The organism is Streptococcus equinus (assembly GCF_049393735.1).
Classification (GTDB): Bacteria; Bacillota; Bacilli; order Lactobacillales; family Streptococcaceae; genus Streptococcus; species Streptococcus equinus_G.
The window spans coordinates 36,417-59,247 of the sequence record NZ_CP185946.1 but is presented as its reverse complement, the minus strand read 5'-3'; the positions used below and the strand labels follow the sequence as shown (position 1 = coordinate 59,247).

At 38.6% G+C, this 22,831-nt stretch carries 18 protein-coding genes and 1 pseudogene; all 19 read right to left on the bottom strand.

What is annotated here, in order from left to right; translation table 11 throughout:
* Positions 1–59 precede the first annotated feature (59 nt).
* The 19 genes and pseudogenes from ACNTMY_RS00380 to ACNTMY_RS00290 all read right to left on the bottom strand — a co-directional run bounded on the left by ACNTMY_RS00380 (position 60) and on the right by ACNTMY_RS00290 (position 22,821).
* Positions 60–1,340: an MATE family efflux transporter gene (locus ACNTMY_RS00380; protein WP_423216276.1), complete on the bottom strand. Its 1,281-nt coding sequence runs from the start codon at positions 1,338–1,340 to the stop codon at positions 60–62.
* Between the two features lie 52 nt (positions 1,341–1,392).
* Positions 1,393–2,877 (bottom strand): threonine synthase, encoded by a 1,485-nt coding sequence (gene thrC / locus ACNTMY_RS00375; RefSeq protein ID WP_423216275.1) that lies wholly within the window; start codon positions 2,875–2,877, stop codon positions 1,393–1,395.
* Between the two features lie 347 nt (positions 2,878–3,224).
* Complete coding sequence (locus ACNTMY_RS00370; protein WP_423216274.1) at positions 3,225–5,018, bottom strand: acyltransferase family protein; 1,794 nt, start codon at positions 5,016–5,018, stop codon at positions 3,225–3,227.
* Positions 5,015–5,395 carry a hypothetical protein gene (locus tag ACNTMY_RS00365; RefSeq protein WP_423216273.1) on the bottom strand — a complete coding sequence of 127 codons (381 nt, stop codon included), beginning with the start codon at positions 5,393–5,395 and terminating at the stop codon, positions 5,015–5,017. The genes ACNTMY_RS00370 and ACNTMY_RS00365 overlap by 4 nt, the downstream gene beginning before the upstream one ends.
* Positions 5,396–5,413: 18 nt before the next feature.
* Positions 5,414–5,845: a low molecular weight protein-tyrosine-phosphatase gene (locus ACNTMY_RS00360; RefSeq protein WP_423216272.1), complete on the bottom strand. Its 432-nt coding sequence runs from the start codon at positions 5,843–5,845 to the stop codon at positions 5,414–5,416.
* 325 nt (positions 5,846–6,170) lie between these two features.
* Positions 6,171–6,272: pseudogene (locus tag ACNTMY_RS00355) on the bottom strand (hypothetical protein); the annotation flags it as partial.
* Positions 6,273–6,498: 226 nt separating this feature from the next.
* Positions 6,499–7,497 (bottom strand): Holliday junction branch migration DNA helicase RuvB, encoded by a 999-nt coding sequence (gene ruvB / locus ACNTMY_RS00350; RefSeq protein ID WP_021141399.1) that lies wholly within the window; start codon positions 7,495–7,497, stop codon positions 6,499–6,501.
* Between the two features lie 170 nt (positions 7,498–7,667).
* Entirely contained in the window at positions 7,668–8,573 is a 906-nt protein-coding gene (locus ACNTMY_RS00345; RefSeq protein WP_423216271.1) for a helix-turn-helix domain-containing protein, read from the bottom strand.
* 154 nt (positions 8,574–8,727) lie between these two features.
* A complete protein-coding gene (gene purB / locus ACNTMY_RS00340; protein ID WP_024344772.1) occupies positions 8,728–10,026 on the bottom strand; it encodes an adenylosuccinate lyase in 1,299 nt (432 codons plus the stop codon).
* 140 nt (positions 10,027–10,166) lie between these two features.
* Positions 10,167–11,258: a 5-(carboxyamino)imidazole ribonucleotide synthase gene (purK, locus tag ACNTMY_RS00335; RefSeq protein ID WP_288274851.1), complete on the bottom strand. Its 1,092-nt coding sequence runs from the start codon at positions 11,256–11,258 to the stop codon at positions 10,167–10,169.
* A complete protein-coding gene (gene purE, locus ACNTMY_RS00330) occupies positions 11,245–11,733 on the bottom strand; it encodes a 5-(carboxyamino)imidazole ribonucleotide mutase (protein ID WP_021141395.1) in 489 nt (162 codons plus the stop codon). Before purE ends, purK begins: the two co-directional genes overlap by 14 nt.
* The gene (locus tag ACNTMY_RS00325) at positions 11,733–12,179 is read right to left on the bottom strand and encodes a DUF523 domain-containing protein (protein WP_423216270.1); all 447 of its coding nucleotides are present in this window, start codon (positions 12,177–12,179) and stop codon (positions 11,733–11,735) included. The genes purE and ACNTMY_RS00325 overlap by 1 nt, the downstream gene beginning before the upstream one ends.
* Positions 12,169–13,431 (bottom strand): phosphoribosylamine--glycine ligase, encoded by a 1,263-nt coding sequence (gene purD / locus ACNTMY_RS00320; protein ID WP_423216269.1) that lies wholly within the window; start codon positions 13,429–13,431, stop codon positions 12,169–12,171. The genes ACNTMY_RS00325 and purD overlap by 11 nt, the downstream gene beginning before the upstream one ends.
* A gap of 366 nt (positions 13,432–13,797) precedes the next feature.
* Positions 13,798–15,345 carry a bifunctional phosphoribosylaminoimidazolecarboxamide formyltransferase/IMP cyclohydrolase gene (gene purH / locus ACNTMY_RS00315; protein ID WP_423216268.1) on the bottom strand — a complete coding sequence of 516 codons (1,548 nt, stop codon included), beginning with the start codon at positions 15,343–15,345 and terminating at the stop codon, positions 13,798–13,800.
* 70 nt (positions 15,346–15,415) lie between these two features.
* The gene (purN, locus tag ACNTMY_RS00310) at positions 15,416–15,967 is read right to left on the bottom strand and encodes a phosphoribosylglycinamide formyltransferase (RefSeq protein WP_423216267.1); all 552 of its coding nucleotides are present in this window, start codon (positions 15,965–15,967) and stop codon (positions 15,416–15,418) included.
* Positions 15,967–16,986, bottom strand: coding sequence for a phosphoribosylformylglycinamidine cyclo-ligase (purM, locus tag ACNTMY_RS00305; RefSeq protein ID WP_021141390.1), 1,020 nt, complete (start codon positions 16,984–16,986; stop codon positions 15,967–15,969). Before purM ends, purN begins: the two co-directional genes overlap by 1 nt.
* 90 nt (positions 16,987–17,076) lie before the next feature.
* Positions 17,077–17,487, bottom strand: coding sequence for a hypothetical protein (locus ACNTMY_RS00300; protein ID WP_423216266.1), 411 nt, complete (start codon positions 17,485–17,487; stop codon positions 17,077–17,079).
* 48 nt (positions 17,488–17,535) lie between these two features.
* A complete protein-coding gene (purF, locus tag ACNTMY_RS00295; RefSeq protein ID WP_021141388.1) occupies positions 17,536–18,999 on the bottom strand; it encodes an amidophosphoribosyltransferase in 1,464 nt (487 codons plus the stop codon).
* A gap of 96 nt (positions 19,000–19,095) precedes the next feature.
* Positions 19,096–22,821, bottom strand: a complete 3,726-nt coding sequence (locus tag ACNTMY_RS00290) for a phosphoribosylformylglycinamidine synthase (protein WP_423216265.1) — start codon at positions 22,819–22,821, stop codon at positions 19,096–19,098.
* Positions 22,822–22,831 lie beyond the last annotated feature (10 nt).

The following is a 22,831-nucleotide window of genomic DNA, read 5'->3' as shown; positions in this document are numbered from 1 at the left end:
TACACAAAAAAGACCAGATAAATATCTGGTCATAATTTGCGTTATTTAATAGTAGAGTTTTAGATTTTTTTCATGTATTTTCTGTAAAGAATGTACAAGAATATCCAACGAAAAACATTATCTGCTACCGTAGCAAGCCAAACTCCCGTTAGTCCCAAATGCAAACCAATTCCTAGAACATATCCTGTTACAATTCGAATCATCCACATACCGACGGTTGTTGCATAAAAAGGTAACTTTGCATTTCCTAATCCTTGCCAAGTCGCTGTAAATATAAGAGTTCCAGCAGTTGCTGGTCCGCCAATAAATGAGTAAAACAAAACTACAAGACTCGCTTCTAAAGCAACTTCATTCGTCGTAAAGAGATGTGTTAGCTGGTTGCCTGAAAAATAAACTACTGCTCCCACAGCAAGCATAAGCACAACTGACACAAGATAAGAAGCTCGTACCAACTGACGGATTTCTTGTTTATTTTTTTGCCCAAGACTGTGAGCAACCAAAATAACTGTTGCTGTGGCTACACCCATTCCTGGCATGTAGTTAAACTGAGTCAAGGTTTCACCGATAGCATTTCCCGCTACAACCTCTGTACCAAATTTAACAATAATAGCTACAATGACGACATCCCCAGCCCGCATCATCAAACGTTCACCTGCAGCCGGAAAAGCTATACTAATCAAATCTCGATCAAGTGTCCACCTAATGTTTTTAACAATCTTTTTAATCGGCAATTGACAAGCTAGCATTATAACACCAAGAAGGCGAGAAATGACTGTTGAGCACGCTACCCCAACAATTCCCCAACGGAAAATAAATACTGCTATAGCCGACAAAACTGCATTCAAAACATTAGTCAATAGACTCACGTACATAGGAAGCTGTGGTTTTCCAAGCGCTCGCAAAAAAGCACTTAGAGTTGTCATAAGTCCCAGACTAACAATCAAACCACCTACAATAGCAAGATACAAACCTCCCGCTTGTGTAACAGCCGCTTCAGTCCCCAACCAAACTAAAATGTACTTACCAAATACTATTGAAATCAAGCCGAGAAGGACACTCAAGCCTAAAGTAATAAGCAAGGACTCCGACTGATAATGCAGTGACTTTTGAGGATTCTTTTCACCAATACTTTTAGACACCAAACTAGACACCGCTGCACCAAGAGCAATAAAAATCGCTTGATAAATCGTAATAATGTTATTGGCCACAGATACCCCTGAAACAGCAATTAAGCCGACTTGCGCAACAAGGTAATTATCGACAACACCCATGAGCATCTGCAGAAAATTTTCCATCATCGCTGGAAAAGCCAGACGCATAATTTTCTTTGTTTGTTTCATATCTCTATCGTAACAAAAAGAAAAGCCGAGAACCAGTCTCAGCTTCTACTTTTTAAAGTCCCAAATAATCTTCGACAGCTTTTTGCATATCACTTGTCGCAACAACTGTCTTATGTCGAATTTCAGCTGTTTCAAGTCCATCGACAGCTTTCGGAATAACGACACCTGATAATTTTTCAAGTTCTTTTACTGCAGCAAAATCGTCTGCTGGAGCTTTTCCACTCACTGCTTCAACTGCCACACGTGGGAATTTATAGGGACTTGCTGTTGAGGCAATAACCGTCGGCGTGTGATTTCCTGTACGTTCAACATATTTTTGATAAACAGCTGATGCAACTGCTGTATGAGGGTCTTCAACATAGTCAGAAGCATCGTAAACGCGTTTGATTTCAGCTGATGTTTCAGCTTCTGTTGCATATCCTGCTTCAAACATCTCAAGAATTTCTTGATTAACTTCCGGAAGGGTGTACTCACCTTCTGTAGTAAGTTTCTCCATTAATTCTTTTGTCTTAGCAGCATCATTACCCAAAAGGTGGAAAATCAGGCGCTCTAGGTTAGAAGATACCAAGATATCCATCGAAGGGCTTGTTGTCACTTTGAACTCACGTTTTTTATCGTAAGTACCTGTTGTAAAGAAATCAGTCAACACTTTATTTTCGTTCGATGCACAGATTAATTTACCTACTGGAACACCAATTTGACTAGCATAGTAAGCCGCTAAAATGTTACCGAAATTTCCAGTTGGAACTGTAATATTAACTTTGTCACCAACCTTGATATGACCAGCTTTGACAAGTTGAGCATAAGCGTAAACGTAATAAACAACTTGGGGAACCAAGCGTCCGACGTTCATCGAGTTAGCTGATGAAAATTGTGTTTTGTGGACAAGTAATTTTTCGCGCAAAGCCACATCATTAAACATACGTTTAACATCCGTTTGGGCATCATCGAAATTACCAGTAATTGCGACAACATGCGTATTATTACCAGTTTGAGTTGTCATTTGGAGTTCTTGAATTTTGCTGACACCATCTTTTGGATAAAAGACAATGATTTCAGTTCCTGGAATATCTGCAAAACCAGCCATGGCAGCTTTACCGGTATCGCCTGATGTCGCTGTCAAAATTACAATTTTATTGTCAACACCTTGCTTCTTAGCTGATGTTGTCAAAAGATAAGGCAAAATTGACAAAGCCATATCTTTAAAAGCAATAGTAGAACCATGGAAAAGTTCAAGATTATATTGGTCGCCCAATTTTACCACTGGAGCAATTGCTGGCGTATCAAATTTTTCATCGTAAGCTGAATTGATGCAATAATCCAACTCTTCTTCAGTAAAATCATCCAAAAAAGCTGACAAGACCAATTTTGCCACTTCTTGGTACGAAGCATCCTTTAAAGTATTAAAATCTAAAGCTACTTTTGGAATTGACACAGGGGTAAACAAACCGCCGTCAGTTGCCAATCCTTGTAAAATAGCTTGGCTAGCAGTTACTTTGTTATTTTCGTCACGAGTTGATTGGTAAATTAACGTCATCGCAAGTTCCTCATTTTAGATAGTCTTGCACCAATTGTATCATAATTATCAGAAAATTTATACAGTTTTGCGCTATTTATTAAAAAAAGCACCTTTTCGGTGCTTTTACAGTTCATTATTTACCCCAGCGTGAATCAACACCCGCAATAGAAATCCAGACATTTGCCAAAACATCATAGAACAACTCAGCCACTTTTTTACCCCTTTTCTCACGTTTTATGTCACATGTATTATAACGCTATAACCCCCTGATGTAAAGGGATTTTTAATATATTTTTGACGTTATATTTCCTTACATGAATTGATAGTTTATAACATAAAAAAGCCAACCGAAGTTGACTTTTTTATTAATTATCCGATTCACCTTTTGCCGGCTTTTTAGCCGATTTATCAATCGCTTGTTGAATTGTCTTGACGTAAAGATCAGCACCCTTTGTATTGGCATCGCTGTAGTGAACGCCATCAGTGCCATTCCAAATTTCAGGATGATTAGTTGCCGCCTTATACCAATCAGCAACCGTAATATAACTATAAGACTTCGTGAGGCTCAATTCATAATCACGCGCCTCTTTGACTTTCGCTTCATCACCAGCATTATAAGGCGTTACAATAACCAAACGATAGCCATCAGGCAAAGCATCAATAAACTGTTGAATATCTTCTTGATAATGATCTAGTGAGTTCACACCAACTGCAAGAACTGTGGTTTTAGAAAGAGTGCCACTAGAAATTTCATTTTGGAAAATTTCAAAAGCATTATCAAAACTTCGACTAACCGCCGCATCTAGCTGTGCATTTGGAAGCAAGGTTGAGAATGCAGCACTTGAACGAAGAGCAACAGAATCACCAATAACAGTGATATCACTCAACGCTCCTGCATCTCCTGCTGTTACCGTGTGAGTACGATTCAAATTCACTTGAGATTGTTGAAGCGAACTAACTAAAAGACTAGTTTCAAAATTCCCCATCGCAGGTGCAGTCATAACAGTCGCTAGCGTAACCACACCCAGTACCGCTGAGCCACCCAAAATCCATTTCTTATAAGGCGCTATATTTAAATCCTTACCAAGTAATTTTGGTGTTTTTCCAACAAGGAAAGGTTCGATAACATAATAAGACATTGTTGAAAATGCCAAAGAAAGAATGACTGTCAACAAAACAGCAAAACCATTTGACATTAGCTGTGTAAAGATAATGTAAAACGGCCAATGGAATAAATAAACACCATAACTCACATCTGCTAGATAATTGATTATTGCAGGTTCTTTGACGTTTGGTGTTTGGTCATTCAAAATACGTGCTGCATAAATCATCACCGTAGCAAATAAGCTTGCCAAAACAAAACCAAATAAATAGGTGATACGTTGATCAAACTTCAATGTGAACATCAACAACACTAATAGAGCTGCGCTTACTAGCATGGTTAAAACGCTGCGCTTTGTAGACCACAATCGAACATTCTTTTTAAAACGAATAGTCGTCTCTTTAATCCCTGTCATTGTCGCAGTCATTGCTCCCAAGAAGAATGGGAAACTGTGGGTTAGAGATGAAAAGTAAATTGTTGACACATTATCAACAAAGAATGCTCGAACGAACATGGATAGAAAACTTCCTGTGAAAAATACTAAAGAAAGTACAAAAATCAAACTACGGAATTTTGCCAAACTATCCTGACGTCTTCCAAGTAACCAAACTAAAAATCCCCAAATTAGATAGAAATGCATCTCAATTGCCAAACTCCACGTATGAACAAAGAGATGAGGGATAAATTGTGTTTCGTAATTACCACCTGTAATGATTTCATAAAAGTTTGTCGTGAAACCTATCGCCGCAGCTACTTGACTACCAATACTTGCCACGTAATCTCTACGGACTAAATAAGTAAATGGCATGACAATCAAAATCATTAAAATTAATGGTGGAACAATACGGTAAAAACGTCTCTTATAAAATCCTAAAAGATCAATTTTCTTACTTCGCGAATACTCATCAATCAGCAAAGCTGTAATCAAATACCCTGAAAAAGTAAAGAAAATATCAACACCAATAAAACCGCCTGGAAAAGCTGTTTTAAAGAAATGGTAGAACAGAACTAACAAAAGCCCTGTCACCCTAACCATTGAAAACCATTTTATTCTCATTTTTGAAAAATCCCCTGTTTAAAGGTTCCTGTATATACCTTACCATTCTGTGCAGTCAAAACACCTTCACCATTTGGTTGACCATTTTTAAACTCACCTTTGTAAATCCAACCAGAATGAGACGTAAAGACGCCTTGTCCCTCAAAAACACCTTCTACAAAATTACCTTCATAGATATCACCATTCTCATACGTCAACTTACCTTGACCATTCATACGATGATTAACTACGTAACCTGTATAGGTAATCCTACCATTATCGTATGTCAATGTCGTTTTTGATTTCATCGATAAAGTAAAGACCGACAAACCACAAACAATAAGAACTAAAACCGTCAGCAGCTCTATGCGACCTCTGGTTATTTTGATTTTTTTCATTTTACTCAACTTCTTCTTTTAAGAATTTCTTAGACGCGCTAGCCATTGTTTACAACCACGTTCAACTAAATCATAAGTAGTATCAAAGTCACCTGTAAACCACGGATCTGGCACACCACCATCTACAAAAAGAAAGATTTTGTTATCAAATCTTCCATGTGACATTTGTTTTAAATCTGCCACATTATTTGCATCCATACCAATAATAACATCAAATTCACAAAAGTCTTGATATGAAATCTGTTGGGATGACTTGTGATAATCATAAGTAATCTGATGCTTTTTAAAAATCCTTTGCGTTCCATGATGAATGGGATTACCGTGTTCCCAACTAGATGTCGCACGACTCTCAACCAGCAGATTGTCATCGCTCATCAAATCTTTCATCACAAACTCCGCCATCGGACTTCGACAAATATTTCCCAAGCAAACAAAACAGACTTTTTTCATTTTTTCTCCTGCGAGTTATTAGCACCTTGGTTAAAAACTTCATCTACCATTATAACAAAAAATAGTACCTTATCACACGTGAAATAAGCTAACTCTTATATTTCTTCTTTAAGAAAAAATTAAGACGATTGAATTACAATATCATCAATCCTAAAACTTTTCTTTTTCATAATCTCCAAAAGGGCTTCCGCTAAGCGGAGCCCTTTTCATTTTGCTATAAAGAAAAAGCTCTGAAACTTCAAAGCCTTTCTGAATTAATTATTCTTTTTTATTTCAATTTGTAACAAAATAACAAATAGTATTTCCAAAGCTGTCATTACTATCGCTAAAACCAAAGATTTTGAACAGCTAACGGAAACTGTAGCATAGTTACTAAAGTGATTAACATCCAAATAATAATAGAAGTTACAATGAAAGATAATCCTTTTTTTGCTTCAAACTGATATCATTCGCAAATTATCCAAATCCATCCTCAACAATCCTTTCTCATAAATCTTTTTCTTCATTATATCATCTTTAATTTTTTAAGCACAATAGTATCAAAAGAGAGAGCCCTGCTAAGCAGGGCTCTCTCAGGAGATTATGAAAAAGAAAAGTTTTAGGATTGTTTATAGTATAAGAAAACATGCTTAAATAAAGCTTAAGCATGTTTTTTATTTTTCTATATAAGGATATCCTAAATGTTCATATGCCTTAGCAGTTGCCACGCGCCCAGTTCTGGTACGCATGATAAATCCTTTTTGAATCAAATAGGGTTCATACATATCTTCAACCGTATCACGTTCTTCTGCGATGTTAACAGAAAGAGTCCCTAATCCAACAGGTCCACCGTTATAAACTTCAATCATCGTGCGCAAGATTTTTTGGTCAATATAATCAAGCCCCTCGTGATCAACATCAAGCATCGTCAACGCTTTATCTGTAATGTCTTTTGTGATGATACCATCGCCCATGATTTGGGCATAATCACGCACACGTTTCAACAAACGGTTAGCGATACGTGGCGTTCCACGACTGCGTCGCGCTAGTTCTTGTGCGGCTTCATGGACAATTTCCATCTCAAAAATATCAGCCGTACGTTCTACAATTTCTGTTAAATCTTCAACAGCATAATATTCCATGTGACCAGTGATACCAAAACGAGCACGTAATGGATTTGAAAGCATCCCTGCACGCGTTGTCGCACCAATCAAAGTAAAAGGTGGCAATTCTAAATGGACACTACGACTAGTCTCACCATTACCAATCATAATATCAATATAGAAATCTTCCATAGCACTATAAAGCACTTCTTCTACCGCCATTGGCATACGGTGAATTTCATCAATAAACAACACATCTCCTGGTTCCAAATCATTCAAAATGGCAACCAAATCACCAGCTTTTTCGATAGCTGGTCCAGATGTTTGTTTTAAATTCACCCCCAATTCATTAGCAATCACAAACGCCATTGTCGTCTTACCTAACCCTGGAGGGCCAAACAATAGCACATGGTCCAATGACTCATCTCGCAATTTAGCAGCTTCAATAAAAATTTTCAGCTGATTTTTTACCTTATCCTGTCCAATATATTCTTTTAAATACTGAGGACGAAGCGTACGTTCCACAAACTCTTCATCACCCATAATATCGTTGTCTAAAATTCTGCTCATAGCTTTATTATACCAAAACAAAGACTATCAGTGAATTGTTTTAACGTCTTACCCAAGCCACCAACCTGTTAAAAGAATTGAAAATACCTTCATTATTAACTTTCTCTCTCCTTTCCCAATTTCTAATATTATTGTAAAAGGTTTTAAGAAAAAACAACATGACAAAAATGTCATGCTGTCGTATCTTTTATCCATTCTTCAGTTATTTTATTGGCTAAATAAACATCACCTATCAGATTTGCATATAACACTGCCTCTTCATATAATTTTTGAGCCTTTTCTATTTGACCAAAACGTTCCAAAATATACTTCCACTCAATCATATTCAAAACTGGCTTCTTATGAAAATCTTGAATTTTAGCCATAATTCCTTTTAAAACATCTAAAGTCAATTCAACTTCGTCCCACATTTTTAAATCAACCAACAAGCTCAAGCTACCAAATAAAATATTGTTTAAGACAAAAATTTCTGCTAGTGAAAAGTGATTTTCTTGTTTCAACAGATTCTTAGCTATACCAATAAATTCATCTTTATCAAACATAAAATATTCATAATTCGAAGCATTTGCACAAACCATATACAAATCAATTATGATTAAATCATTAATCGAATAATGCGATTTTGATTTTGTTTGATAAAAATAGTCTTCTAACAACTTTGTGGCTAAATTACTATTATCAGTTAAAAAGACATCTGCTTTTGAGCGCATGCACTCCACGATTAATTGCTCCTCCTCAGGAAGGTCATCGTAAAAGTCAGAGTAAATCTCATCAAAATAAGAATCTCTTAAATTCACACGCTTTTCATCTTTATACGTTGGCGTACGCAGAATCAAATACTTCAGCTCTTTATACCGCTTCGGTAATTCTAAACTGTCACCATCTGTCAAGGTTCCGAGTTTTACGCCTAAACGGTTGGCAATGAATTGCGCTTTACTTAGGTTAGGTATCGATTGATTTAGTTCAATCCGTGCTAATTGTCTTACGGACAATTCAGTTTCGTCCCCACAGAATTCTTCGCGTGAAATCCCCTTTTTCTCTCGCAAAATACGAATTTTGTTCCCAAATTTTTTCACTTCCATCTCCTATTACAAAAAAGTTGGTATATCCTATATTTTAACATACCGCTTTCATGCAACAAAATATTTCCATTAAAAATAACAAATTTTCTAATAAAACATTTAATAAAAAAACGTCTGAGACAAACATCTCAGACATTTTTCTATTATATTAGTCACCTAAACCGATACGTTCAAAGATTTCATCAACACGTTTAGTGTAATATGATGGATTGAACAATTCATCGATTTCGTCTTGTGTCAAACGTGAAGTGACTTCTTCGTCAGCTTCAAGAAGTGGTTTGAAGTCAACTTGATTATCCCAAGAATAAGCTGTCTTAGGTTGAACAAGGTCGTAAGCTTGTTCACGTGTCATACCTTTTTCGATTAATTTAAGCATTACACGTTGACTGAAGATAAGACCAAATGTAGAACCCATGTTGCGAATCATGTTTTCTGGGAAAACAGTCAAGTTTTTCACGATGTTGCCGAAACGATTAAGCATGTAATCGATAAGGATTGTTGTATCTGGTGAAATGATACGTTCAGCAGATGAGTGAGAAATATCACGTTCATGCCATAGTGACACGTTTTCGTAAGCTGTAATCATGTGACCACGAATAACACGTGCAAGACCTGTCATGTTTTCTGAACCGATTGGGTTACGCTTGTGCGGCATAGCTGAGCTACCTTTTTGACCTTTAGCAAAGTATTCTTCTACTTCACGTTGTTCAGATTTTTGAAGACCACGGATTTCAGTTGCCATACGTTCGATTGATGTTGCAATACTTGCAAGAACTGCAAAGTATTCTGCATGAAGGTCACGTGGAAGAACTTGTGTTGAGATTTCTTGAGCACGGATGCCAAGTTTTTCACAAACATAAGCTTCAACAAATGGTGGAATGTTAGCGAAGTTACCAACAGCACCTGAGATTTTACCTGCTTCAACACCAGCAGCAGCATGTTCAAAACGTTCGATGTTACGTTTCATTTCACTGTACCAAGTAGCCAATTTCAAACCAAATGTAGTTGGTTCAGCGTGGACACCGTGAGTACGTCCCATCATGATTGTAAATTTATGTTCTTTAGCTTTGTTAGCAATGATTTCAAGGAAATTATGCAAATCTTTACGGATGATTTCATTAGCTTGTTTGTAAAGGTAACCGTAAGCTGTGTCAACAACGTCAGTTGATGTCAAACCATAGTGAACCCATTTACGTTCTTGACCAAGACTTTCAGAAACCGCACGAGTGAATGCAACAACGTCGTGACGTGTTTGTTGTTCAATTTCCAAAATACGATCAACATCAAAGCTTGCATTCGCACGAATTTTAGCCACATCTTCTTTAGGAATTTCTCCTAATTCAGCCCAAGCCTCGTCAGCCAAAATTTCAACTTCAAGCCAAGCTTTATATTTGTTTTCTTCACTCCAAATTGCCGCCATCTCAGGGCGTGAATAACGATCGATCATTTTTAAGATATTAAGGGCATTAAGCAAATAAATTTAACACCCTAGCTCCTTTCCTTTTTTAAGTTATATATCAAAAAATAACTAACACAATTAATTAAAATCTTCTTTGCCAACTCAGTGGAATGTGGCAAGATAACTTCCTAGAAATCCATTCCTTCACCCATTTCCGCAATGGCATCAGGGTCATTACTAAACAAAGTAATATGTCCCATTTTGCGGTTATGTTTTGCCTCTAGTTTACCATAAAGGTGGAGGTGAGCGCTAGGATTTTCCTTGACATATGCTTGTGCTTTGTCCATGTGTTGACCAAGAACATTAAGCATAACAGCTGGTTGGTGCAAATGAATCTTAGGAAGAGGCAAACCGAGGATTCCCAAAATATGTGTATCAAATTGTGAAAAATCACAAGCCTCGATTGAATAATGTCCAGAATTGTGGGGACGTGGCGCAATTTCATTAACAATAATGTCATCAGATGTCGCAAACATTTCAACACATAGTGTTCCAGACAATTCTAGTTTTTCAGCAATTTGAACAGCCATCGCTTGTGCTTTTTTAGCAAGTTCATCAGAAATGCGAGCCGGCACAATTGTCTTAGATAGAATGTTATTACGATGAATGTTTTCTTGCACTGGGAAAACAGTCATATCCTTGCCATTACCAGATACAATCACTGAAATTTCAAGGTCAAAATTCACAAATTCTTCCAAAACACACTCACAAGAGTTCGCTAATTTGTTAGCGTCAGCTAAATTGTCTGCTGACTTAATCACGATTTGCCCGTGACCATCGTAGCCACCAGTTGCTGTTTTCAAGACATAATTCTTGGATAAATCAATATTCTCAAGATCAAGGCTTGATGTCACAACCTTGTAAGGTGCCACTTTTACACCTGCTTTTTGAGACAAAAAGTTTTTCTCAAAGATACGGTTTTGTGAGATGCGAAGTAGGTCAGTTCCTTGTGGTAATTGATTGTCTTTTACCACAGCATCCAAGGCATCTGCATCGACATTTTCAAACTCATAAGTAAGCACATCGCAACGCTCTGCCAATTCACGCATCGCATCAACATCATCGTACGGTGCCACAATCATATCACTAACACGTGATGCTGGGCAATCCGCTGTTGGGTCAAGGGTAACCACCTTGTGTCCCATATAGATAGCCGAGATAGCCATCATTTGACCTAATTGTCCACCACCGATAATCCCAATTGTTTTAGTCGAGTTCATCTGTTGATGCCTCCGCAACCTTACCTTGTTCGATAGCAAAGTTTTCTAGTTTTTCTGCTAAAGCTGCATCTTCAATCGCCAAAATACGAAGAGCTGTCAAAGCCGCATTTTTAGCTCCTGATTCACCAATCGCCATTGTCGCAACTGGTACACCACCAGGCATTTGAACGATTGAATAAAGAGAATCAAGTCCACTAAGAGCACGTGATTTCACAGGAACACCAATAACTGGAAGTGTTGTTTTTGCTGCAACCATACCAGGCAAATGCGCAGCACCACCAGCACCAGCAATAATCACCTTGATACCACGACCTCGTGCTTCTTCGGCATGTTTAAACATCAAATCTGGTGTACGATGAGCTGAAACAACTTTCTTTTCATAAGCCACACCAAATTCATCAAGTACTTCTGCTGTTTTTTTCATGGTAGCCCAATCTGATTTGCTACCCATGATAACTGAAATTAATGGTTTCATTATTTTCCTTCCAATTGTTTTATATCTTCAACATCAAGAACACGATAGCCAAGTTTCTTTAATTTTTGAGTAAAAAGTCCATTACCTGCCACTTTTTGACCAGAAAAGTTTCCATCATAAATTTGATTAACACCACATGATGGACTGCGTGATTGCAGAACCGCTAAATCAATAGATTTTCCAGCAATCTCAGCCACGCAACGCTCAATCCCTTTTTCAAAAAGATCATCGTAGCAATTACCTCTCTTATCAAGAACATGCCCATCTACTAATTCAACAGGTTCTCGTGGTGTAGGAAGCCCAGCTAAGACCTCTGGACAAACAGCTATCACATCTTTGTCAGCAACATAATCAACAAGAGCTTGGTTGTAATTATGACCGCCATTATACTTACATCTCTCACCCAAGAGACAAGCGCTGACTAAAATACAAGTTTTAGCGTCCAAGGGCTTTACTTCCGATATCGTTACGATAGAAAAGACCTGTTGTATCTTGTTTGGCAAGCTCTGCATAGATAATGTCTTGAGCTGATTTTACATTATCTTCTGTCGTCACTAACATATACACACGTCCGCCATTTGAAAGAAGGGATTTATCTTCAGCAAATTTTGCCCCTGCATAGTAAGTGATAATGTCACCTGTAGTTTTTGCAGGAAGACGAACACCCTTTTCATAAGCAACAGGGTAACCTTCTGAAGCAACCACTACACCAAGAGTCACACCTTTATCTGTCCATGTAATTTCTGGAACTTTTCCATCCAAAATATCAGTCATATTTTGTGCAAAATCAGATGTCAAACGTGGCAAGATAACTTGCGTTTCAGGGTCACCAAAACGTGAATTAAACTCGATAACTTTTGGTCCATCAGCTGTCAAGATAAGACCAGCGTAAAGCACGCCAAGATATGGACGACCTTCAGCAATCATACCGTTAAGGACTGGCTTAACGATTGTTTCAACAGCTGTATCAACTACAGATTGTGGCAAATGTGGTACTGGTGCATAAGCTCCCATACCACCAGTATTTGGACCTTTATCACCATCAAAAGCACGTTTGTGGTCTTGTGCTGTTGGCATAACGTAGAATTTATCGCCATTGACAAAAGCAAACAATGAGAATTCTTCACCATCAAGAAATTCTTCGATAACCACGCGCGCACCAGAATCACCAAATTTATTATCAAGCAACATTTCATGTGCGGCTTCTACCGCTTGCTCAACTGTTTCAGCAACAACCACACCTTTACCAAGTGCCAAGCCGTCTGCTTTGACAACAATCGGTGCACCATGTTCTTCAATATAACTCTTTGCTTGTTCAAAATCTGAGAAGGTGCTGTAAGCCGCTGTTGGAACATGGTATTTAGCCATGATTGATTTAGCAAAGTCTTTAGACCATTCAAGCTCTGCTGCAGCCTTACTTGGTCCAAAAGCTTTTAAGCCAGCTGCATTAAAATCATCAACAATTCCTGCTGCCAAAGCATCATCAGGACCGATAAATGTCCATGCAATATCATTTGCCTTTGCAAATTCAATCAGTTTAGAATGTTCGGAAATTCCGATATTTACCAAATCTAGTCCATCAAGTGCCATCCCATCATTACCAGGTGCTACAAAAACCTGATCCACTTGAGGAGATTCCAACAACTTCTTAGCAATAGCGTGCTCACGCCCGCCAGAGCCAACAACTAAAAGTTTCATAAGTAAAAATACCTCAATAGAAAACAATCACAGGAGCTCGTGCTCCACAATCAACAAAGCCCGCAAAAACAAAACATTTTCACGAATTATATAGATATATTATAACACATTTGTTCGGAAATAAATAAAATTCCAGTGATAAGTTTAGATTTTTTTACTATAAAACAAAAAAATCCTAATCTAAGCAGAGTAGGACTAGAGAGAATTATGAAAAAAAGTTTTTTTAGGAGTATCTTCAGTATAAATTTCCTTACTTAAGGAAGTCTAAAAAACAACTTTCAAAAGCCTTAAAACAAAAAACACCTCAACTGATAAGCTAAGGTGTCAACTCAAGTTGTATATTTAATAAAGGAAGTCTAGTTTATCTTAGTGACGGAAGTGACGAACGCCTGTAAATACCATGGCAATGCCGTATTTATCAGCCATGTCGATTGATTCTTGGTCACGAACTGAACCACCAGGTTGGATGATAGCTTTCACACCAGCTGCAGCAATTTCTTCAACGTTATCTGCAAATGGGAAGAAAGCATCACTAGCAAGAACAGCACCGTCAAGACGGTCTTTAGCTTGGTCAAGTGCAATACGAACTGAAGCTACACGGTTTGTTTGACCAGGACCAACACCAAGTGTCATATGGTCATTTGTCACGATGATACCGTTAGATTTAACATATTTGATTGATTTCCAAGCAAATTCAAGAGCTGCTTTTTCTTGGTCAGTTGGTTGACGTTTTGTCACAACTTTCCAGTCAGCTGGATTTTCTTCGATAACATCTTGATTTTGAACCAAAAGACCACCGACAACACCAGTGTATTCTTTTTCAACTTGACTAGCTTCTTGAGCATCAAATGGCAATTGAAGAATACGCATATTTTTCTTCTTAGTTGTTAAAATTTCAAGAGCTTCATCAGAATAGCTTGGTGCAATGATGATTTCAAGGAAAATAGCGTGCATTTTCTTAGCTGTTGCAGCGTCGACCTCGCGGTTAAGCACAACGATTCCACCAAAGATTGAAACAGGGTCTGATTCATAAGCGTAATCCCAAGCTGTTTCGATGTCATCTGCTTGACCGATACCACATGGATTCATGTGTTTAAGCGCAACAACAGTTGGACGGTCTTTGAAATCACGGATAATGCGGATAGCAGCATCTGCATCGCGAATGTTGTTAAATGACAATTCTTTACCGTTCAATTGTTTAGCAGAAGCGATTGAGTAATCAGTTGGCAAAGCTTTTTGGTAGAAATCAGCATCTTGTTGTGGGTTTTCACCATAACGCATTGGTTGTTTCAAATCGTAAGTGATTGTGAGTTTTTCAGGTTTTGTTTCACCAACTTGTTTTGTGAAGTATTCCGCAATCAAAGCATCGTATGCTGCTGTGTGACGGAAGACTTTTGCCGCCAAACGTTGACGAGTTTCAAAGCTTGTTTCGCCATTAACTGACAATTCATCCAAAACAACTGCGTAATCAGCTGGGTCTACAACAACTGTAACGCTAGCGTGGTTTTTAGCCGCAGAACGAAGCATTGAAGGTCCACCGATATCAATGTTTTCAACTGCATCAGCATATGTCACATCTGGTTTCAAGATTGTTTCTTTGAATGGGTAAAGGTTAACCACAACAAGGTCAATCAATTCAATATGATTGTCTTTTGCTGCTTGAAGGTGGCTGTCAAGGTCACGACGAGCCAAAAGACCACCGTGGATATTTGGGTGAAGTGTCTTCACACGACCATCCATCATTTCTGGGAAACCAGTCACATCATCAATCGCAATAGTGTCAACACCTGCTTTATCAAGCGCAACTTTTGTTCCACCAGTTGAGATGATATCCCAACCAAGTTTTTTCAATTCTTGAGCAAATTCAACAATGCCCGCTTTGTCAGAAACACTAATTAGTGCACGTTTTGTCATTTTTTCTCCTTTAAAAAGATGTTACTGCTATTTTTAAATTTAAAGTCATCACAAAGCATAAGTTATGAGATTACTTTTTCTCAACTCCCAAGCTCTCCAAAACCTCAGGATAGAGCTTATACTCATTTTCATGAATGCGAGCTTCAAAGCTTTCGATGGTATCGTCAGCCAATCGAGGCACACGAACTTGTTTAATCACTTTTCCTGTGTCAACGCCATTGTCAACCCAGTGAATAGTAACGCCAGATTGGTCAACACCTGCTTTCCAAGCATCATCAATACCATGAGCACCTGGAAATTCAGGCAAGTAAGCTGGATGTATATTGATGATTCGACCTTCGTAAGCTGCTAGCAAAGTCGGACCGACAATCTTCATATATCCAGCCAAACAAACCAAGTCAATGTCATATTTTTCAAGTAAAGCAACAATCGCCTCCTCGTAAGCTGCTTTACCATCAAACTCTTTAAGTTCAAAAGCATGAGCTGTCACACCGAGTTTTTCTGCACGTTCTAAGACGTATGCATCTCGGTGGTCTGAAAAGACAAACTCAACAGGAAACTGCTCTGCAATGACTTGAAAATTTGACCCGTTACCACTCGCAAATACTGCGATTTTTTTCATTATTTAATCACCACACTTGCATCAGCTTTTTTGACGATATGACCGAGTTCGTAAACTGGCTCGTCAAGCAATTCTTTCACGCGCTCAACTTTATCAGGACTAACTGCCATCATCAAACCAATACCCATGTTGAAGATTTCAAACATTTCTTCGTGTTTGATATTGCCATATTTTTCAAGAGCTTTGAAAATTGGAAGAACAGGGATTTTGTCTTCTTCGATTTCAGCAGCCAAATCATCAGCGAACATACGTGGAACATTTTCGATGAATCCACCACCAGTAATGTGAGCAATACCGTTAACCAATTCTTCTTTGATAAGTGGAAGCACTGCTTTAACGTAGATACGAGTTGGTTCAAGAAGGACTTCTTTCAATTTTTTGCCTTCAAGTTCTGGAAGAACTTCTTCCCCTGTGTAGTCAGCAAAAACACGACGAACAAGTGAGTAACCATTTGAGTGAATACCACTTGAAGCAAGCCCAAGAAGAACATCACCATCAGAAACTTTTGAACCATCAATGATTTGTGATTTTTCAGCAACACCTACTGCAAAACCAGCCAAATCATAATCATCTTCACCGTACATACCAGGCATTTCAGCAGTTTCACCACCGATAAGAGCTGCGCCAGATTGAACGCAACCTTCAGCTACACCCGCAACGACTTGTTCAAGTTTGGCAGGTTCATTTTTACCAGTCGCAATGTAATCTAGGAAATAAAGTGGTTCAGCACCAGCTGCAATGATGTCATTAACACACATAGCAACACAGTCTTGACCGATTGTATCGTGTTTGTCGTATTTGATGGCAAGCATGAGTTTTGTTCCCACACCGTCAGTCCCTGAAATCAAAACAGGTTCTTTCACGCCAGTTTTGGTAAGATCAAACATACCACCAAAGCCACCAAGAGCTCCCATAACACCCGCACGTTCAGTACGCGCAACATGTTTTTTGATACGTGCAACAACTTCATAACCCGCTTCAACATCAACACCAGATTGAGCATAAGCATTTTTTGTCATAATTTTTTCTCCTTTTGGGAAATAGCAGAGCTATTTAAACATTTTTCCAGATAAGTTTATTTGACTTTTCCAAAGTATCGTTGACCATTTCTACATCATAACTAAATATGCCAAAAATGGACTAATATAGATGGCTAGATAAATCAATGTAATCCATGGCTGATAATCAATATAAAACTCCTTAAAAGTCAACGACCATGGGTGTTTAATAATTACCCACCCAACAACATCGACAATTATAGTTAATGTTCCCCAGAGTAGTGATGTTAGAACCACTTCATACAGCGTAACTACTGGTAAAGTAAACAAATACATATAAGCAGCAATAGGGAAAATTAAAATATTATATAGTGGATGCCAAGGCTTAGTTGCTTCGTAACCTTCTCCCATACCTGGACCATCAACCATCGATGACATTTTAAGAACAACAATATTAAAGACCGTATGTCCTACACCAAAGATAAAAGTCACTACAATATAAGCCAACCAGTACCATAGCATGGACAAACCAAATTCTTGCATTACATTGTTCCTTCCTCTAACCAAAAGCTATTTATTCTCATTAACTTCGTGAATATAGAAACTTGTTTTTTCTTCCAAGCTCTTGAGGTATGCTTCTTCGTAATCGTAAAGTGGTGTTGGATACTTACCGTCAAAGTAAGCCACACAAAGACCACCGTTTGGAGCATCTGTATCAAGACCAATTGACTCAATCAAACCATCAATTGATAGGTAAGTTAAACTATCAGCTCCGATAATCTCACAGACTTCCTCTTTGGTATGATTAGCCGAAATCAACTCACGACGATTTTGAATGTCAATACCGTAGAAACATGGGTATTTCAATTCTGGACTACCGATTGCCACGTGAACTTCTGTCGCGCCAGCTTCACGAAGCAGACGAACGATACGACGTGACGTTGTTCCACGTACGATAGAATCGTCAACCATGACAACACGCTTACCTTTAACAACACCAGATACTGCTGAGAGCTTCATGCGAACACCTTGCTCACGCAATTCTTGTGTTGGTTGAATGAAAGTACGTTGTGTGTATTGATTTTTCACCAAGCCCATTTCATTTGGGAGACCTGACTCTTCTGCAAATCCCATGGCTGCTGACAGTGATGAATTTGGTACCCCAACAACAATATCAGCTTCATGATGAAACTCTTGCGCCAAACGTTTACCCATATTTTTGCGAGCTGTATGAACATTGACGCCATAAATATCACTATCAGGACGAGCGAAATAAATATATTCCATTGAACAAATAGCAAGCTGAGTGTCAGTTGTGTAGGTATCATACTGGATACCATTGTCATCAATGATAACAAGTTCACCTGGTTTTACATCGCGAACCCATTTCGCACCGATCACCTCAAACGCACATGTTTCACTTGAAACAACCCAAGCACCGTTATCCATTTGACCGATTGACAATGGACGGAAACCATTTGGATCAAGCGCAGCAATCAATTTATCTTTTGTCATCAAGAGATAAGCAAAGCCACCTTTAACAGTATTAAGAGCTTCTTTGACTTTGCCGATAAACTCTGGATTGTGGCTACGTCGAATCAAGTGCATCAAAATTTCAGTATCTGATGATGCGTTAAAAATCGCACCTTCGTTTTCCAATTCTTTTTTCAATGAAACAGCATTTGTCAAATTACCATTGTGGCAAAGACCAAATTGTTCATCTGTAAAATTGTAAAGAAAAGGTTGAATATTGTTGATTGATGCTGAACCAGCTGTCGCGTAACGAACGTGACCAATTGCTGCAGTCCCTGTCAATTTTTCCAAATCAGCAGGATTTTTAAACACATCTGAAAGGAGACCTGTATTACGGTGCTGAAGAAGTTTGCCGTTATCGTTTGTGACGATACCAGCACCTTCTTGACCGCGGTGTTGAAGACTGTGGAGCCCAAAATAAGTAACGTGAGCTGCTTGAGGATGTCCCCAAATCCCAAACACACCACACTCTTCATTAAGAGATTTAACTTCGTATGTCATTCTTTTTTATTACCTAAAAATTCCTTTGACAAGTTGACAAAAGGTACTCGCGTACCTTGTCATTGTCATTTCTATAAAATATATTTATCGTGGATATTAAGCTTTAGTGAAATACTCAACAGCGCTACGGAACAAGTGTTGGTCTTTATTTCCAGGAATATTTTGGAAAAGACCATCTTCATAACGTTCTGAGTGTCCCATCTTACCGATGATTTGTCCGTTCTTGCTTGTGATACCTTCGATAGCATTAACAGAACCATTTGGATTGTATTTAGAATCCATGCTTGGTTTACCATCAAAGTCAACGTATTGGCTAAAGATTTGTCCGTTGTCACGAAGTTCAGCGAACTCTTCATCAGTCACAACAAATTTACCTTCACCGTGTGAAACTGGGATAGCATAAACATCACCAACTTCAACTCCAGCAAGCCAAGGTGAGTTCGTATTAGCAATACGTGTTTCAACCATTTTCGCAACGTGTTGGTTAGCATCATTGTAGAAAAGAGTTGGACTTGTTTCAGTAGCATCTTCAAAGTTACCGTATGGAAGAAGACCTGATTTAACAAGGGCTTGGAATCCATTACAGATACCGATGATAAGACCACCTTTTTCGATAAAGCTATCAATAGCAGCGCGAACTTTTTGGTTGAGCAAGATGTTGACGATGAATTTAGCTGAGCCATCTGGTTCATCAGCGGCAGAGAACCCACCAGCAAAGAAGATGATGTTAGCTTTATTGATGTTGTCAACCATTGTGTCAACTGATGCTTCAATTGCTGCTTCATTAAGTGTGACAAATGGAACCAAATTAACTTTTGCACCAGCTTGTTCAAAAGCTTTAGCTGAATCATACTCTGAGTTAGTACCAGGGAAGACTGGGATATAAACGAGTGGTTCAGCAACTTTTTGACTTGCTTTGATAACTGCATCTGAGGCTACTGCTGGAACTTCTTCAAGTTTAGTACTTTGTTCAAACTCAGTTGGGTAAACTTCTTCAAGTGTTCCTTCAAAGGCTGAAAGAAGTTTTTCACCAGCAAGGTTGACACCATTGACAGTAAGTGTAAAGTCAGCTGTTGTTTCACCGATTTTAACTGCGTCAGCAATTTCTTCAGCAGATGTAAAGATGAAGCCACCGAGTTGAGCTGTCAAGCTAGTAGCAAGCTCTGCCAATTCAACCTTAGCACCGATGTGATTACCAAAGCTAGCAATTGCTAGGCTTTCCATCACACCACCATATTTAACAGCTGAAGCTGATGTGATATGATGCGCTTTTTGAATCGCTTCAAATTTAGCGAAATTAGCTTTAATCAAATCAAAATCAATATCTTGTGAAATAGCTTGTCCTGGAATGTAGTAAACATTTTCTCCAGCTGCTTTAAATTCTGGTGAAAGAACATTACGGCTATCTGCTGTTGTCACACCAAAGGCAACCAATGTTGGTGGCACTGTCAATTCTTCAAACGTACCAGACATTGAGTCTTTACCACCGATTGATGGCAAACCAAGTTGGATTTGTGCTTCGATTGAACCAAGAAGGGCTGAAACTGGTTGACCAAAACGTTCAGCTTTTTTATCCATACGTTGGAAATATTCTTGGTAAGAGAAGCGCGCCTTAGACCAGTTAGCACCAGTTGCTACCAAGCGAGCTGTTGCTTCAATCACAGCGTATGCTGCACCGTGATATGGTGACCATTCAGCGATATATGGGTTGAACCCTTGTGCCATGACAGAAGCTGTTGTTGTAACACCATTTTGAACAGGAAGTTTTTGAACAGAACTTTCTGTTGGAGTGATTTGGTAACGACCACCAATTGGATGGTTAACTGTTGAACGACCAACTGAACTATCAAAGATAGTTTGCAAACCTTTTTGACTAGCGTGGTTAAGGTCAGAAAGAACATTTACAACATCAGCTTCAAGAGTTGCTACTGATGTTGTGCGTTGTTCTGGCATATCAACTGTTCTGTCAACGACATTTGCATCAACAACCACGCGCACACCATTTGTATCAAGGAAACGACGTTCAATATCAACGATTGTTTGACCATTCCAAGTCATGACAAGGTTTGGTTTTTCAGTAACTGTCGCAACCACTACAGCATCAATATTTTCTTTGTGGCATTCCTCTACGAAAGCATCAACGTCTTTTGGACGAACCACAACTGCCATACGTTCTTGTGACTCTGAAATAGCAATTTCAGTTCCGTTAAGACCTTGGTATTTCAAAGGTACTTTGTTAAGGTCAATTTCAAGTCCGTCTGCCAATTCACCGATTGCAACACAGACACCACCAGCACCAAAGTCATTTGATTTTTTGATAAGGCGGGTCACATTACCATTACGGAAGAGACGTTGGATTTTACGTTCTTCAATGGCGTTACCTTTTTGAACTTCTGCACCAGCTGTTTCAACAGATTCTACCGTTTGAACTTTAGATGAACCAGTTGCACCGCCGACACCATCACGACCAGTTTTACCACCGAGAAGGATGACAACATCGCCAGCTTCTGGTTTTTCACGAACAACATTACCTTTAGGAGCTGCACCGACAACGGCACCTAGTTCCATACGTTTAGCGACAAACCCTGGGTGGAAATATTCTTTAACGTAAGTTGTTGCAAGACCGATTTGGTTACCATATGAAGAATAACCGTGAGCTGCTGTTTTTGAAATTACTTGTTGTGGCAATTTACCAAGACGAGTTTCTGAGATTGGTGTTGTGATGTCTCCAGCACCTGAGATACGCATTGCTTGATAAACATATGAACGTCCTGACAATGGGTCACGGATTGCACCACCGATACATGTTGCCGCACCACCGAATGGTTCGATTTCTGTTGGGTGGTTGTGTGTTTCATTCTTGAACATCAAAAGCCAAGGTTCTTTGACACCATTCACATCAACTTCAATTTCAACAGAACATGCATTGATTTCATCTGAAACTTCCATGTCATCCAAACGACCATTAGCACGTTCATAACGACCAAAGATAGTCGCCATATCCATCAATGTTTGTGGTTTTTCAGAGCGACCTAGTTCATCACGCATAGCAATGTATTTGTCATAAGTTGCTTGCAATTGTTTTTGGAATTTAGACGCTGAGAAATCAATATGTTTAAGCTCAGTTTCAAACGTTGTGTGACGACAGTGGTCAGACCAGTAAGTATCTAAAACTTTCAATTCAGTTTCAGTTGGCACGCGCCCAATTGATTTGAAATAATCTTGGATGAAGACAAGGTCATCAACTTCCATCGCCAAACCTTGCTCAGCTTTATAATCAGCAAATTCAGCTGCCGTATAAGTTTGGAAGAAATCAAGAGTTGGAATTGTTTTGTCTGATTCTGAAAATGCTTGAGGCGCAATACCTGTCGTAATATCTTTAAAACGAGAATCAACAGGATTAAGAAGATAATTCTTAACCGCATCAAGTTCAGCAGTATCAATATCTTTATTCACAAGATAAAGCTGCGCTGTATTAACTGTCACATCACTGCTGCTACCAAGAAGGAGCAATGCTTCTTGTGATGAAGCTGCACGTTGGTCAAATTGACCAGGAAGTGACTCAATAGCAAAGAAAGCATAATTAGCAAGTTCAGCAACTACTTCATCTTCTGCCAAGATATTATCTGTAACTTGTTCAGAAAAGATATGTTTTTCAGCACGTTCAAAAAGTGAGTCTGCTAATCCAAAAACATCATACACTTGAACGATACGTAAATCAGTCAAACTTGTTAACTGAAGATTATGTTTAAGTTCTTTAACAAGCGCTTGAGCTTTGATGTTGAAATTTGATTTTTTCTCAACGAAAATTCGTTTATTCATTTTTTACCCT